The 14,043-nt window shown below is 61.9% G+C and carries 14 protein-coding genes; 7 read left to right on the forward strand and 7 right to left on the reverse strand.

What is annotated here, in order from left to right; all coding sequences use genetic code 11:
• Positions 1-6: 6 nt before the first annotated feature.
• The 6 genes from IGS60_RS18125 to IGS60_RS18150 all read right to left on the reverse strand — a co-directional run bounded on the left by IGS60_RS18125 (position 7) and on the right by IGS60_RS18150 (position 4,555).
• Entirely contained in the window at positions 7-1,236 is a 1,230-nt protein-coding gene (locus tag IGS60_RS18125; protein ID WP_230505745.1) for a DUF2325 domain-containing protein, read from the reverse strand.
• A 48-nt stretch (positions 1,237-1,284) separates the two neighbouring features.
• Positions 1,285-1,611: a hypothetical protein gene (locus IGS60_RS18130; RefSeq protein ID WP_070312866.1), complete on the reverse strand. Its 327-nt coding sequence runs from the start codon at positions 1,609-1,611 to the stop codon at positions 1,285-1,287.
• 85 nt (positions 1,612-1,696) lie between these two features.
• Entirely contained in the window at positions 1,697-1,894 is a 198-nt protein-coding gene (gene hemP / locus IGS60_RS18135; RefSeq protein ID WP_034750559.1) for a hemin uptake protein HemP, read from the reverse strand.
• A 251-nt stretch (positions 1,895-2,145) separates the two neighbouring features.
• Positions 2,146-2,952, reverse strand: a complete 807-nt coding sequence (locus tag IGS60_RS18140; protein ID WP_070221155.1) for a Crp/Fnr family transcriptional regulator — start codon at positions 2,950-2,952, stop codon at positions 2,146-2,148.
• 336 nt (positions 2,953-3,288) lie between these two features.
• Positions 3,289-3,933, reverse strand: coding sequence for a response regulator transcription factor (locus IGS60_RS18145; RefSeq protein WP_070221113.1), 645 nt, complete (start codon positions 3,931-3,933; stop codon positions 3,289-3,291).
• 154 nt (positions 3,934-4,087) lie between these two features.
• Entirely contained in the window at positions 4,088-4,555 is a 468-nt protein-coding gene (locus IGS60_RS18150; protein ID WP_070221114.1) for a universal stress protein, read from the reverse strand.
• Positions 4,556-5,021: 466 nt separating this feature from the next.
• On the opposite strand from IGS60_RS18150, the gene IGS60_RS18155 reads away from it, so the two are divergent.
• Both IGS60_RS18155 and IGS60_RS18160 read left to right on the forward strand, forming a co-directional pair.
• Positions 5,022-5,876 carry a protein phosphatase CheZ gene (locus IGS60_RS18155; RefSeq protein ID WP_070291820.1) on the forward strand — a complete coding sequence of 285 codons (855 nt, stop codon included), beginning with the start codon at positions 5,022-5,024 and terminating at the stop codon, positions 5,874-5,876.
• Positions 5,876-7,771 carry a chemotaxis protein CheA gene (locus tag IGS60_RS18160; protein ID WP_230505746.1) on the forward strand — a complete coding sequence of 632 codons (1,896 nt, stop codon included), beginning with the start codon at positions 5,876-5,878 and terminating at the stop codon, positions 7,769-7,771. The genes IGS60_RS18155 and IGS60_RS18160 overlap by 1 nt, the downstream gene beginning before the upstream one ends.
• A 65-nt stretch (positions 7,772-7,836) precedes the next feature.
• On the opposite strand, the gene IGS60_RS18165 is transcribed toward IGS60_RS18160, so the two are convergent.
• Positions 7,837-8,973, reverse strand: a complete 1,137-nt coding sequence (locus tag IGS60_RS18165) for a S41 family peptidase (RefSeq protein WP_230505747.1) — start codon at positions 8,971-8,973, stop codon at positions 7,837-7,839.
• 312 nt (positions 8,974-9,285) lie between these two features.
• Here IGS60_RS18165 and leuC point away from each other — a divergent pair, with 312 nt between their 5' ends.
• The 5 genes from leuC (at position 9,286) to asd (ending at position 13,860) form a co-directional block, all read left to right on the forward strand.
• A complete protein-coding gene (gene leuC / locus IGS60_RS18170) occupies positions 9,286-10,689 on the forward strand; it encodes a 3-isopropylmalate dehydratase large subunit (RefSeq protein WP_230505748.1) in 1,404 nt (467 codons plus the stop codon).
• Positions 10,690-10,783: 94 nt separating this feature from the next.
• Positions 10,784-10,906 (forward strand): entericidin A/B family lipoprotein, encoded by a 123-nt coding sequence (locus tag IGS60_RS18175; protein ID WP_010400408.1) that lies wholly within the window; start codon positions 10,784-10,786, stop codon positions 10,904-10,906.
• Positions 10,907-10,957: 51 nt separating this feature from the next.
• Positions 10,958-11,605: a 3-isopropylmalate dehydratase small subunit gene (gene leuD / locus IGS60_RS18180; RefSeq protein WP_034783435.1), complete on the forward strand. Its 648-nt coding sequence runs from the start codon at positions 10,958-10,960 to the stop codon at positions 11,603-11,605.
• An 11-nt stretch (positions 11,606-11,616) separates the two neighbouring features.
• The gene (leuB, locus tag IGS60_RS18185) at positions 11,617-12,687 is read left to right on the forward strand and encodes a 3-isopropylmalate dehydrogenase (protein ID WP_230505749.1); all 1,071 of its coding nucleotides are present in this window, start codon (positions 11,617-11,619) and stop codon (positions 12,685-12,687) included.
• Between the two features lie 45 nt (positions 12,688-12,732).
• A complete protein-coding gene (gene asd / locus IGS60_RS18190) occupies positions 12,733-13,860 on the forward strand; it encodes an aspartate-semialdehyde dehydrogenase (RefSeq protein ID WP_230505750.1) in 1,128 nt (375 codons plus the stop codon).
• Positions 13,861-14,043: the final 183 nt, after the last annotated feature.

Below are 14,043 nucleotides of genomic sequence, written 5' to 3' on the forward strand. Positions count from 1 at the left end.
GACTGCTTATGGCTGGATCGCAGCCAGCGGCGCCGTGTCCATGTCGCCGCTCACTTCCTGCAAGCCGCGCGCCAGGCTGGAGATGCTGGGGTTGTCGATGAAGACGCAGCGCTTGCCCGTGCGCTTGCAATAATCCTTCACGCGCCAGTAGGCGCTGTGGCTGATGCAGCCCGTCTGGCAAATCACCAGGTCGGCGGCCGCCAGGCTCGAGTCGAGCAGGTTGGCATTGTCTTCCAGGCCGCCGTCGTGGTGGGCGAACTGCGCGCCGACCCGTTCGATCAGGGCGCGGTAGGTGGCGACATTGCCGCTGCGTCCGCCCACGCACAAGACGCTTTGATCGACGAGGCGGATCGGCATTTTCAGCTTGCCGCCGGTCGGCACTTCCAGCTTGGACGCCGGTGGCGGCACGGCGGCGGCAGGGCGCGGCTGGGCCTGTTTCAATTCCGCGATTTGCTGGCGCAGTTCCTTTTCGCGCTCATCCATTTGCGCCAGGCGTTCGACCAAGCGCGTGCGCGATTCCAGTGCCGGGATGGCCGCCTGCAATTGCGCCAGTTCTGCGCGCAAGCCGTCGATCACGCTATCCTTGCCGATGGACTCGGCCCGCGTGCGCAGCAGCACGGCTTCCTGGCGTTCCAGTTCGCCCGTTTTTTCCGTCAGTGCGGCCTGGCTGCGCTGCTGCAGCTTGGCCAGTTCCTGCGTCAGGCGCGCATTTTCTTCCTGCAAGGCCGTAAATTTGCCCATGTCGGCGCGCACGCAGGCGCCGGCCTGGTGCTGGATCATGTGCAAGTCGCGGCACATCTGCTCTTCCAGCTCGGCGTCGCAGCGCGGGTGCGTCAGGCCGGCCCAGAAGGCGCCCGACACGTCGCCGTTGGCGACGGCCGTGCGCCACAGTTGCGCTACCTGTTCCGTGGTCTTGGCGCCGCGAAAGCGCAGGATCACGGGAGCGTAGCGGCGTTCGAGTTCCTTTTGCAGCGCTTCGGACAGGCGGTTGCGCGCGCCGCATTCCGTCACGGCGCCCACGTGCACTTCGTAGTCGTCGGCCAGCACGCGCCCGCCCGTCATCTTGCCCACCAGCTTGCGCAGGTAGCCCAAGGGCAAGCCTACGCCGACCAGCGGGCAATGGCAGGTATGCGACAGTTCCCACAGCCGGCGGCGGCGCGAAGCGAGCGCGGCCGTTTCCGTGTCGGCGTGGGCGCAATTGCTGATGACGGGCAGGGACTGGTCTTTGTCACACATGGCGATATCCTGTTGGGCGGTGGGGCAGCGGTGGAAGAGAAATAGAAATTAGTGCGGCAGCGGCGAGGCAGGACGTCTGGCGCTCAGCATGCGTGCCAGGCGCTCGAGCAAGGTGGTCTTCGGCGGCGCGGGCCGGTGCAGCGCCACCAGGGTGGCCCATTGCTGCGACAGTTGCTGGCAAGTCGCTTGCAGCACGGGGCCGAGGCCGGGCGAGCCGGCCAGCGCTTGCAGATGGCGTTCGATGACTGCGGCCAGTTTCTCGCAGGGACTGTCCGCATGGTAGTGCGACATCAGGTGCAGCACGGCCGACAGCAGCAATTCAGGCTGCTGGCCTTGCGGGGAAGGAAACATCGGGGAAGGTCGGTCGTTCGCCATCAAACACTCCTGTGCGGTGGTTTGGCTGGCTGCGCGCACGGGGCGCGACTGGCTGGCGAGCGTGGTGACTGGCTGCCGTGCTGCTTCAGGCAGTCAGGATCAGCTTGTTCAATTGGGTGACGCGCAGGCGATAGATCTTGCCGCTGTGCTCAATCTCCACTTCGCGGCCCTGCTGCAGCAGCGCTTCGCTGGTGATGCGGCGCGCTGGCTGGGCCATGCTGACGGGAGGACGGACGTGGGCGGTAGCGGCATCCTGGATCAAGGCTGGTTTTGAGCTTTGCATGTTGGGCTTTCTTTATCTCAGTTGAGAATGATTCGTATTTGCATTATTGTTGAATGTGGCCCGAAAAGCAAGGCTTATTTATGCGCAAGCCGTGCTTTTTTGCGATGGGATGGCAGCGTGGAGCATGGCGCTGCGCGAAGACGGCCATTGGCGCGGCATGGAAGGGGAGCGGCAGCAAAAAAGACCCGCCAAGGCGGTGCGCGCCTTGGTCGGGTCAAGCCTGTGCCAAGCTGGAAGAAATCGGGATGGCGTTAAATCGTGGCCAGCAATTGCGCCGAGGCGGCCGCGGCGGCGGTGGTGTCGGCCTTGAGCTTGGCGGCAGCCAGCTGCTTGGCGCGCGAGCGCGACGGCGGCAGGCGGCGCAGGGTTTTCAGGGCGTCCGGATCCTTGATGCCGATGGTGCGCTGGTCAACCGAGATCAGGCCGATTTCATTGAAGGCGGACAAAGTGCGGCTCACCGTTTCCAGGGTCAGGCCCAGGTAGCTGCCGATTTCGTGGCGCGTCATGCGCAGGTTGAACAGCTTGCTCGAATAGCCCATCTGCGCGAAGCGGTCGGCCAGCGAGACGAGGAAGCGCGCCACGCGGGCTTCGGCGCTCAAGGCGCCCAGCATGCCGATCATCGCCTGTTCGCGCACCAGTTCGCGGCTCATCACGCCGTACATGACGTTTTCCAGTTCCAGGTGAACACGTCCCAGCGCCGTCAGCTTCTTGAACGGCAACAAGATCAGGTCGCAGTCGGACAGGGCCACCGCTTCCGAGGAGTAGTGGCGCGAGTGGATGCCGTCGACGCCCAGCATGTCGCCCTTCATGGGAAAGCTCAGTACCTGTTCATTGCCGAATTCGTCGATGAGCACGGTTTTCAGGAAGCCCGAATTGACGATGTACAAGGTGTCGAACGGTTGGCCGATGGTATGCACGCGCTGGCCCGTCTTGAATTGCACGTGCTGGAACAGCAGTTCGTCGGCGGCGATGGTGCAGGCGCTGGAGATATGCAGCAGATCGCATACTTCCTTCAGGTTCGACCATAGCCGCCCCTGGCGCTGGCGCCCTGCTTCCATCGGGGAAGAGGGGGCCAGCGATGGGGCGGCGGCGCGGGTTTCGGGCGTTTGCGTGGACAGCATGTTCATCTCCTGGTGACAGGTAGTTCAGAGTTGAATGACAGGGTGCGCAGACGGCGGGCAGGGAAAGGGCGGCGCGCGTCCAGGCTGGTAAAGCTCAATTCGCTGACGACTTGCTGTGTGATGAAATAACTTCCCAGCAACTTGATTACTGGTTTCAGTATGCCAACAACCATATGCAATTAATATCAGCAGTGGCTGAATATGGCAGTAGGAGCTACGGTAGGGGGAGTAGGATTGTTCCTACGGTCGACGCGCGGGCGCGCGCCGCCGGGCTTACGTCTTGAAGGGGGAGAGCAGGCGGTGCGCCACGGCGTACTGCACCATTTCGGACAGCGAACTCATGCCCATTTTTTGCATGATGCGCGTCTTGTGCGTACTCACCGTCTTCACGCTCAGGTGCAGGTTGTTGGCGATTTCCGTGATCGACTTGCCCGCCACCAGCAGGGAAAAGACTTCGAACTCGCGGTCCGATAACTGTTTGTGCAGCAAGCTTTCATTCGGCATCATGATGTTGAGCACGAGCTGCTCGGCCACCTCGGCGCTGATGTAGGGACGTCCCGACGCCACCTTGTGAATGGCGCCCACGAGCTGGGTACCAGCGCTTTCCTTGGTCAGATAGCCTTGCGCGCCGGCGCGGATGGCGCGCACCGCATATTGTTCTTCCTCGTGCATGGTGAGGATCAGGATGGCCAGCTTGGGCGCCTCGCTGCGGATTTGCCGGATCAGGTCGACGCCGCTGCGGCCCGGCATTGACAGGTCGAGCAGCAGCAGGTCGAAGCCGCCCTGGCGCACCTGATTGAGTACTTCAAAGCCGTCGATGGCTTCGCCCACGATATCGATATCCGGCGCGCCGTCAAGGATGCGCTTCAAGCCTTCTCGCATGATGGTGTGGTCGTCGGCAATTACAATACGTATCATAAGCGGGCAATCTGGATGCGTGAAATCTGCTCTGTCCGTCACCGGACAATCAAATGTTGAGAAACGAGAAACGTTGTCATTTTAACTGAGGCGGCCGCATTATGCCTTTTTCTGCATATGCCGGCAACGGCGGCCCCGGTGGTCATGTGACCTCTTATTCGGACGGGGGTTCCTTGATCAGCCTATGCACGAGCACGGGCAATTTCGAGTGCGACAGCACTTTATTGGTCACGCTGCCCAACAGCAATTGCCCCCAGCCGCTGCGGCCATGCGAACCCATGAAAATCAGATCGCAATGCTGCAATTGCGCCACTTCCACGATCTTCAGGGCCGGGCTGTCGGAAAAGGCCGTCAGGCCCGTCGCTTCCAGGCCGCGCTTGGCGGCCGCGTCGAGGATGGGCTGCCAGTGGTCGGCGCCGGCCTTGCGCATGGCGATGCGGTACTCCTCCTCGCTGGGATAGCTTGGCGGAATGATTTCGATGTACACCGGGTACTGGTATTCGGGCGCCACATACAAGGCAAGGATGTCGGCGTGCATCTGTTCGGCAAAAGCAACGCCGGCGCAGGCCGTCAGGTTGGAGACGGTGGAGCCATCGGTGGCGATCAGAATTTTCTTATACATGGCAGGTCCTTTGGCGGTGACTGAGCGCGCGCAACGCCTCTTATTGTAGACGCGGCGGCAGCATTGTATTCATGCAAAGACTTGATAATTATCAATACAACTGCACCTTCAGTATAGACAACATTGGCAGAAAGATCGTGTGTAGCTGCAACGATGTCCATGTGGCGCTGTTGCGCAGACGCCCGGAAGCAGGATTTCTTCTGCTGTGCGTGGTCTTGCACGCACGCCAATGGTAGTATTTCAAAATACAACAGCTGGAACACATATTTCCTTGTGGAAAAGCTCTTGTAGGCCAGCTTTGCACCAGGAAGCGCGTTTTGAGATTTACCAACAGGGCGGCGCCCTGCTACACTCGCACCATCGCAGCGGTATTGCCTCAAATCATCTTAATCGAGAAATTGTGGGTATCAGTCTGTAAAACGCACAGTTCAGGCGGAATTTTGACAAATTATGGAGAAGCAGGGATATGACCAACGCCGCTGATGATTTCGACGCATTATTCGATGAAGTATCTGCGCAAAGTGCGGCCGCGGCTCAGCCCGCGCCTGCCGCCGCGCCCGCTCCCGCCGTGATTGCGGAGGACGATTTCGACGCGCTGTTCGACTCGGTGTCGGCCAACGCCGCCGTGCCGGCAGCCGCCGAGCCCGTGGCCGCCGAGGCGGAAGCGCTGCCTGTGGCCAGCGCCGAGGCGTCTGGCGACGCGGCCGATCCCGTCGACCAGTCCGACAAGCCGATGTTCGAGCGTCTGGGCGGCATCGTGCGCCTGCTGCACGATTCGCTGCGCGAACTGGGCTACGACAAGGCGCTGACGGAAGCGTCGTCGCAGATCGTCGACGCCCAGGACCGCCTGGAATACGTCGCCACCCTGACCGAACAGGCCGCCAACAAGGTCCTGAACACGCTCGACGAAGGCATGCCGGCGCAGGATGTGCTGTCGAAGAAAGCCAAGGACATGGACGGCCGCTGGACGGCGCTGTTCGACGGCAAGCTGAGCCTGGAAGAATTCAAGGCCCTGGCCGGCGACTCGCGCCAGTTCGCGCAAGCCGTTGCCGAAGCGACGGAAGCGGAAAAAGCGCGCTTGCTGGAAATCATGATGGCGCAGGACTTCCAGGACATCACGGGCCAGCTGATCAAAAAAGTGGTCAACATCACCAAGACCGTGGAAAACGAACTGGCCCAGCTGTTGCGCGATAACGCGCCGGCCGAGGTGCGCGAGAAACTGGCGCAAAAGCCGGTGCCGCTGATGCAGGGCCCGTCCGTGCCGTCGGTGGCGCTGGACCAGGATAATGTAGACGACCTTCTTGCGGATTTGGGATTCTAATGGACGATATGCTCAAGGATTTCGTCGTTGAGGCGATGGATCTTGCGGTTAATGTTGAAGAGCACTTGTTGCGCCTCGAGCGCGATCCTGACAACAAGGAAACACTGAATGCGGTGTTTCGTTCCTTCCACACGATCAAGGGCGGTGCCGGCTTCATGGGCTTGCCCGCGCTGGTGGCGGCCTGCCACCTGACGGAAAACCTGTTTGACGCCTTGCGCACGGGCGCCGCGCCCGTCACCCCCATCGCCATCGAGGCGGCGCTGCAGGCGTCCGGTTTCGTCGCTGATCAGCTGACGGAACTGGCCAATGGCGCCGCGCCGGAAAGCTTGCCGGCCATGCCGGAAGAGCTGGAACACATCCTGACGAACGCCATCGAAGGCAAGGGCATGGATGCGCCTGTGCCTGCCGCCGCCGTGGTGGCGGAAGTGGCCGCGCCCGTTGCCGAGGTTGCGGAAGTGCCTGCCGCCACGCCTGCCGCCGCCGTCTCCACTGCCGGCGCCGATGGCCTGGACTGGGAAGGCATGTATAACGCCGTCGTGCCCGAGGGCAGCCGGGTCGCTGCCGCGCCGGTGTCCGCCGTCGCCGCTGCCCCTGCCGTCGTGGCCGCCGCTGCGCCCGCCGCTGCTGCCGCTGCCGCCAAGCCGGCCGCCAAGGCATGGGATGGCGCCGAACGACGCGAAGAGCGTCCGGAAGTGCGCCATGCCGCGCCCGTCAAGGAAGACAGCATCCGCGTCGACGCCGTCAAGCTCGACGCGCTGCTGGAAGTGGCGGGCGAATCCGTGCAGGCCGCCAACCAGGCCGCCGTGCTGCTCGAACGCTTGCTGCAATTCAAATTCGAAGGCCAGGCCGCCACCTTGATGGCGACCCTGGCGGAAACCCTGGAGCGCGCCTCGCGTTACTCGACCGAACTGCAGCGGGCCACCCTGGCCACGCGCATGCAGCCTGTCGGCCGCCTGTTCCAGAAATTCCCGCGCCTGGTGCGCGAGCTGGCGAAAGACCTGGGCAAGGATGTCGAGCTGACCATCGAAGGCGCGGAAACGGAAGTCGACCGCGTCGTCGTGGACAGCCTGTACGATCCGCTCGTGCACATGCTGCGCAACTCGCTCGACCATGGCGTTGAATCGCCGGAAGCGCGCCTGGCCGCCGGCAAGCCCGCCAAGTCGTATATTTCGCTGAAAGCCTGGCAAGAGGCCAACAGCGTCATGATCGTGCTGCAGGATGACGGCAAGGGCATGGACCCGGTCTTCCTGCGCAGCAAGGCTCAGCAAAAGGGCTTGATCAGCGAAAACGCGCAGTTGAGCAACGACGAATGCTTCCAGCTGGTGTTCCTGCCGGGCTTCTCGACCAAGGAAGTGGCGTCCAGCGTTTCCGGCCGCGGCGTGGGCATGGACGTGGTGAAAACGGCCGTGGAGAAAAACCGCGGCGCCATCCACATCGAGTCGACGCTGGGCAAGGGCACGAAGTTCGCCATCCGCCTGCCGATCGAACTGTCGATCGTGCCGACCATGCTCGTGTCGACCTCGGGCGCCGCGCTGGCGCTGCCGATGGCGGTGGTGCAGCGCGTCGTCGAATTGCCGGAAACCTTCATGGAAGTGGGTGGCGCGCCCGTGCTGAAAGACCAGGGCCGTCCATTGCCCGTACGGTCGCTGGCCGGTGCCCTGGGCTATGAATCGTGCAGCGAACGCGTCGGCATCGTCGTCGCCGCGCCACAGCCGTACATTCTTGCCGTGGAAGCCGTCGACGGCACGGCCGACCTGGTGATCAAGCCGATGACGGCCATCACCGTGGAAGGCATCACGGGTACGGCCCGCTCGGCCGAAGGCGAGCTGGTGCTGGTCGTGGGTCTGTCGTTCCTGATGGACGGCTGCCGGGGAAGCGTTCGTCTAGCTGCCTGAGTCTTGCTTCAATCGTTAGAAAGCCCGCTAGGCATAGCGGGCTTTTTTTTATGGCGCCAGCGGTGTCAGATGTTGTTAGGGCGTAAGGTGCCGCCTTCCAGCCAGCGCTGCACGCGCACGATTTCCTGGGCGCGCTCCGCCTCGTCCTTCGGCGGGGGCAGGTAGATGTCGGGCATGATGCCGTCGAGATCGACCTGCAGATATGGCAAGCGGGCCGAGCGCGAGGTGGCGTAGGCCAGCTGGCGCCGTCCCGAGGGCAGGGGGTGCATGCGCAGATTCGAATAATCGAGCGCGCCTCCGCTGTTGCGTCCGATCAGCTTGACGCGAAAGCTTTGCCGCGCTTCCAGCAGAAACTGTTCGCAGGAACTGCCGCAATCGCGGTCAACCAGCACCGCCACCCTGGACGGCTGTACTGCCTGGCCAGACACACTCGCATAGCTGACAGGCCCGTTGGTGCTTTGCGCCACGAACTGGCCGGGCTGCACGCTGCGCATGCGGGTGACGGCCAGTGCCATATATTTCGTGCAGGTGGCGTCGCCGGGAGCGTACAGCGCGCAGATGTTTTCCTGGCTGGCGATATTGGCCGGCGTGGACAGCCATTCGCCACCGATATTGACGCTCTCGCCTGAAGCTAGCCATGGCAGCAAGGGCGCATATGTGCTGTCGCTGCCGCCGTTGTTGCGCCGCACATCGATAATCCAGTTTCGACGGCTGGCCAGTTCGTCGCGCTTGCTTTCCAGTAAATCATTGATGAGCCCGGCGTACCCGGGAAAAAAACTCGGTAAGGTCAGCAGCGCCGTGTGCGGCGACAGCAGCTGCAGCGATGGCGCCCTGTCATCGATGGTGGCCGTTGGCGCGGCGGTTGAGGATGGTGCTGCAGCTGGTGTCTCATGTTTCAGCGCACCGGTCGGCATGATCTGCAGGTGGCCTTTGCGCCACTGGCTCAGGTAACCGGACAGTACCGTATTGCAGGCAGCCTCATCGTTCACCCTGGCCGCCGCGGTGCTGGCGCTGGCCAATGCCTGATCGAAATACGCTTGACCTTTTTGTGCCAGATGCTGGCGCGCGCCAGTATCGTTTTCCAGCAAAAAGGCGGGAAGGACGCGCAAGTCCTGCAGGCAGGTCTCGCCCGGCGTGGCCGCTTGCGTATGGCTGACTGTCAAAGTAGTCAGGAGCGTGGCGGCAAAAGAACACAGTCTCATCAATACAGTCTTTCCTGAAATTGTTATCGAAATACAATACACGAAAGATTAAAGAAAAAGTATCGATTTCTGGCCGCGCCGTGGCTCGTTCGGCGGCCTACCCGCAGATGGGGCCGTCATGTCGCCGATATGCCGATATCGGCAATTTCCAGCTCATATCCAACAATGCGGCCAAACTTTGTATCGCCAATCCCACGCTTTTGCCTGTTTCGGTTCTGTGTCGCGCAATATATGGCATAATCCTTGTGGATCACCGTATGACCTGGTATCACTTGATCACTTACTACAGGCTGTGGCAACGCTGCATAAATCATGATGAAGACGCTTTACGACAAACTCTGGGAATCCCACGTTGTTCGGGCCGAAGATGATGGCACGACAATTTTGTACATCGACCGGCACTTGCTGCACGAAGTCACCAGCCCGCAAGCCTTCGATGGCCTCAGTGTGGCGGGCCGCCAGCCGTGGCGCATTTCCGCCAACCTGGCCGTGGCCGACCATAACGTGCCCACCACCAGCCGGGTCGACGGCATTGCCGATCCCGTCTCGCGCCTGCAGGTGGAAACCTTGGACAAGAACGCCAAGCACTACGGCTTGACCTATTTCAACATGAACGACAAGCGCCAGGGTATCGTGCACGTGATCGGCCCCGAACAGGGCGCGACCCTGCCCGGCATGACGGTCGTCTGCGGCGATTCGCACACGTCCACGCATGGCGCGTTCGGCGCGCTGGCGCACGGCATCGGCACGTCGGAAGTGGAACACGTGCTGGCCACGCAAACCTTGCTGCAAAAGAAATCCAAGTCCTTGCTGGTGCAGGTCGACGGCGCTCTGCCGGCCGGCGTGACGGCGAAAGATATCGTGCTGGCCATCATCGGCAAGATCGGCACGGCCGGCGGCACCGGTTACTGTATCGAGTTCGGCGGCTCGGCCATCCGCGCCCTGTCGATGGAAGGCCGCATGACGGTGTGCAATATGGCCATCGAGGCGGGCGCGCGCGCCGGCATCATCGGCGTGGACGATACCACCATCAATTACGTCAAGGGCCGTCCGTTTTCGCCGGCCGGTCCGCACTGGGAACGCGCCGTGGCCTACTGGCGCACGCTGCATTCGGACCCGGGCGCCCGTTTCGACCTCGTCGTCACGCTCAACGCGCAAGAGATCGAACCGCAAGTGACGTGGGGCACCTCGCCCGAGATGGTGGTTGGCATCGATGGCCGCGTACCGGATCCGGACAATGAGAAAGACAGCGTCAAGCGCGACGCCATCGAAAAGGCGCTCGTCTACATGGCGCTGAAGCCGAACACGCCGATCTCGGACATCCGCATCGACAAGGTCTTCATCGGTTCCTGCACCAATTCGCGCATCGAAGATTTGCGCGCGGCGGCCGCCGTGGTACGCGGCAAGTACCGCGCCTCGAACGTCACCCTGGCGCTGGTCGTGCCCGGTTCCGGCCTGGTGAAAGACCAGGCCGAGCGCGAAGGACTCGACCGCATCTTCAAGGATGCCGGCTTCGAGTGGCGCGAGCCGGGCTGCTCCATGTGCCTGGCCATGAATGCGGACCGCCTGGAACCGGGCGAACGCTGCGCCTCGACCTCGAACCGCAACTTCGAAGGCCGGCAAGGGCAGGGCGGTCGTACCCACCTGGTGTCGCCCGCGATGGCGGCGGCGGCGGGCATCGCCGGCCACTTTGTCGACGTGCGGGGATTGCGATGAATTTGGGGTCAGACCCGTTGGGTCTGACCCCAGCATTTGCCGGTGGTTTACACTAACGGGATTTGCAACCATTAGCACATAGACTGAAATCATCATGAAAAAACTCTTCGCCCTCCTTATCGCCACCGTCATCTTGTCCGGCTGCAACACCGTCTCGGGCATCGGCCGCGATGTGCAGAAAGTCGGCCAGGTCGTCACTGGCGCCGGCGGAAAATAAACCGTGACGTGGCGGCGCCCCGCGCCGCGCGTCTTACCGAGTAGAAACAGCATGGATAAATTTACGATTTACGAAGGCCTGGTCGCCCCGCTGGACCGCGCCAACGTCGACACCGACGCGATTATTCCGAAGCAATTTCTGAAATCGATCCACCGCAGCGGCTTCGGCCCCAACCTGTTCGACGAATGGCGCTATCTCGACCATGGCGAACCGGGCCAGGACAACAGCCGCCGCCCGCTGAACCCCGAGTTCGTGCTCAACGAGCCGCGCTACCAGGGCGCCTCGATCTTACTCACGCGCAAGAACTTCGGCTGCGGCTCCTCGCGCGAACACGCGCCGTGGGCGCTCGATCAATATGGCTTCCGCGCCATCATCGCGCCCTCGTTTGCCGACATCTTCTTCAACAACTGCTACAAGAACGGCTTGCTGCCCATCGTGCTGTCGGAAAGCCAGGTCGAGCACCTGTTCAATGAAGTCAAGGCTTTCCCCGGCTTCAAGCTGGTGGTGGACCTGGAGCAGCAATGCGTGCGCACCAGCAACGGTTCCGTCTCGTACCCGTTCGAGATCGATGCCTTCCGCAAATATTGCCTGATGAATGGGCTCGACGATATCGGCCTGACCCTGCGCCACGCCGACGACATCCGCGCCTTCGAAGAACGCCATCTTTCTGCTCAGCCCTGGCTGGCCAACGTCATTTAAACGATTAAAATATGAAAATTGCAATCTTACCCGGCGACGGCATCGGTCCTGAAATCGTCGCGCAAGCCGTCAAGGTCTTGAATGTGCTGGGCGAATCGTTTGAGCTGGAAACGGCGCCCGTGGGCGGCGCCGGCTACGCGGCCCATGGCCACCCTTTGCCGGAAGGCACGCTGGCCCTGGCGAAAGCGGCCGATGCCGTGCTGTTCGGCGCCGTGGGCGACTACCAATACGACAACCTCGAGCGCCAGTTCCGCCCGGAACAGGCGATTCTGGGCTTGCGCAAGAACCTGGGCCTGTTCGCCAACCTGCGTCCGGCCATTTTGTATCCGGAACTGGCGGGCGCCTCGACCCTGAAGCCGGAAGTGGTGTCGGGCTTGGATATCCTGATCATCCGCGAATTGACGGGCGATATTTATTTCGGCCAGCCCCGCGGCGTGCGCGAGTGCCCGGACGGTCCGTTCAAGGGCCAGCGGGAAGGCTTCGACACCATGCGCTATGCGGAAGGCGAAATCCGCCGCATCGCCCACGTGGCATTTCAGGCCGCGCAAAAGCGCGACAAGCGCCTCACCAGCGTGGACAAGGCGAACGTGCTGGAAACCTTCCAGTTCTGGAAAGATATCGTCACCGATGTGCACAAGGAATACCCGGACGTGGCGCTCGAACATATGTATGTCGATAACGCGGCCATGCAGCTGGTGCGGGCGCCGAAGAAATTCGATGTCATGGTGACTGGCAACATGTTCGGCGATATCTTGTCGGACGCGGCCGCCATGCTGACGGGCTCGATCGGCATGTTGCCGTCCGCTTCGCTCGATGCCAACAACAAGGGCTTGTACGAGCCGTCGCATGGTTCGGCGCCCGATATCGCGGGCAAGGGCATCGCCAATCCGCTGGCGACGATCCTGTCGGCCGCCATGATGCTGCGCTATTCGCTGAACCGCGAAGAGCAGGCAAACCGCATCGAAGGCGCCGTCAAGCAGGTGCTGGCGCAGGGGCTGCGCACGGCCGACATCCACGAAGCGGGCACGACTTTGGTCGGTACCGAGGCCATGGGTGATGCCGTAGTGCGTGCATTAGGATAAAATATTTCAATGATGGCAGTCGCCGTCTCATCTTGAGGAATGGTAATGAAATTAGTTGGCTTGGTAGGTTGGCGCGGTATGGTCGGTTCGGTCCTGATGCAGCGCATGCAGGAAGAGGGCGATTTCGCCCACATTGAACCGGTGTTTTTCACCACCTCGAACACGGGCGGCGCGGCGCCGGCCATGGCGAAGAATGAAACCATCCTCAAGGATGCCAACAACATCGCCGAACTGTCCAAGTGCGACATCATCATTTCCTGCCAGGGCGGCGACTACACGAGCTTTGTGTTCCCGCAGCTGCGCGCAGCGGGCTGGAACGGTTATTGGATCGATGCGGCCTCGACCTTGCGCATGGAAAAAGACGCCGTCATCGTGCTCGACCCCGTCAACCTGCACGTCATCAAGGATGCGCTGGGCAAGGGCGTCAAGAACTACATCGGCGGCAATTGCACCGTGTCGTGCATGATGATGGGCCTGGGCGGCCTGTTCCAGCACGACCTGATCGACTGGATGACGTCGATGACGTACCAGGCGGCCTCGGGCGGCGGCGCGCAGCACATGCGCGAACTGCTGACGCAATTTGGCACCATCAACAGCTCCGTCAAGGCGCTGCTGGAAAACCCGGCGTCCGCCATCCTGGAAATCGACCGCCAGGTGCTGGCCACCCAGCACGGCTATTCCCCGGATGAAATCAAGCAGTTCGGCGCGCCGCTGGCCGGCAACCTGATCCCGTGGATCGACAAGGACCTGGGCAACGGCCAGTCGAAAGAAGAGTGGAAGGCGGGCGCGGAAACGAACAAGATCCTCGGCCGCGGCATCGATTTCGGCACCAAGGAAATTCCCGTTGACGGCCTGTGCGTGCGCATCGGCGCCATGCGCTGCCATTCGCAGGCGCTGACCATCAAGCTGAAGAAAGACGTGCCGCTCGATGAAATCAACGACATCATCGCCAGCAACAATCAATGGGTGAAATTCGTGCCGAACACGCGCGAAGCGTCCGTGCGCGACCTGTCGCCGGCAGCCGTCACGGGCAGCCTGACGATTCCCGTCGGCCGCGTGCGCAAGATGAGCATGGGCGGCGAATACCTGTCCGCATTCACCGTGGGCGACCAGTTGCTGTGGGGCGCGGCCGAGCCGCTGCGCCGCATGCTGCGTATTCTGCTGGATGCGTAACAGCAATAAATCAGCAATTAATTGCTGATGCGGATCAAGCCGGGGCTGTTTTCCCGGCTTTTTTTTCGTCCTGAGCCCGTCAAGGCTCAACCATGCGGAGCTTGCATAGCTCTGGGCATGATGATATGTTGATACCTCTGGAAAAGTAACTGTTTTCCCATGTCAACTAAGATGCCGCCAACT

It is taken from the genome of Janthinobacterium sp. FW305-128 (assembly GCF_020858135.1).
Classification (GTDB): domain Bacteria; phylum Pseudomonadota; class Gammaproteobacteria; order Burkholderiales; family Burkholderiaceae_D; genus Janthinobacterium.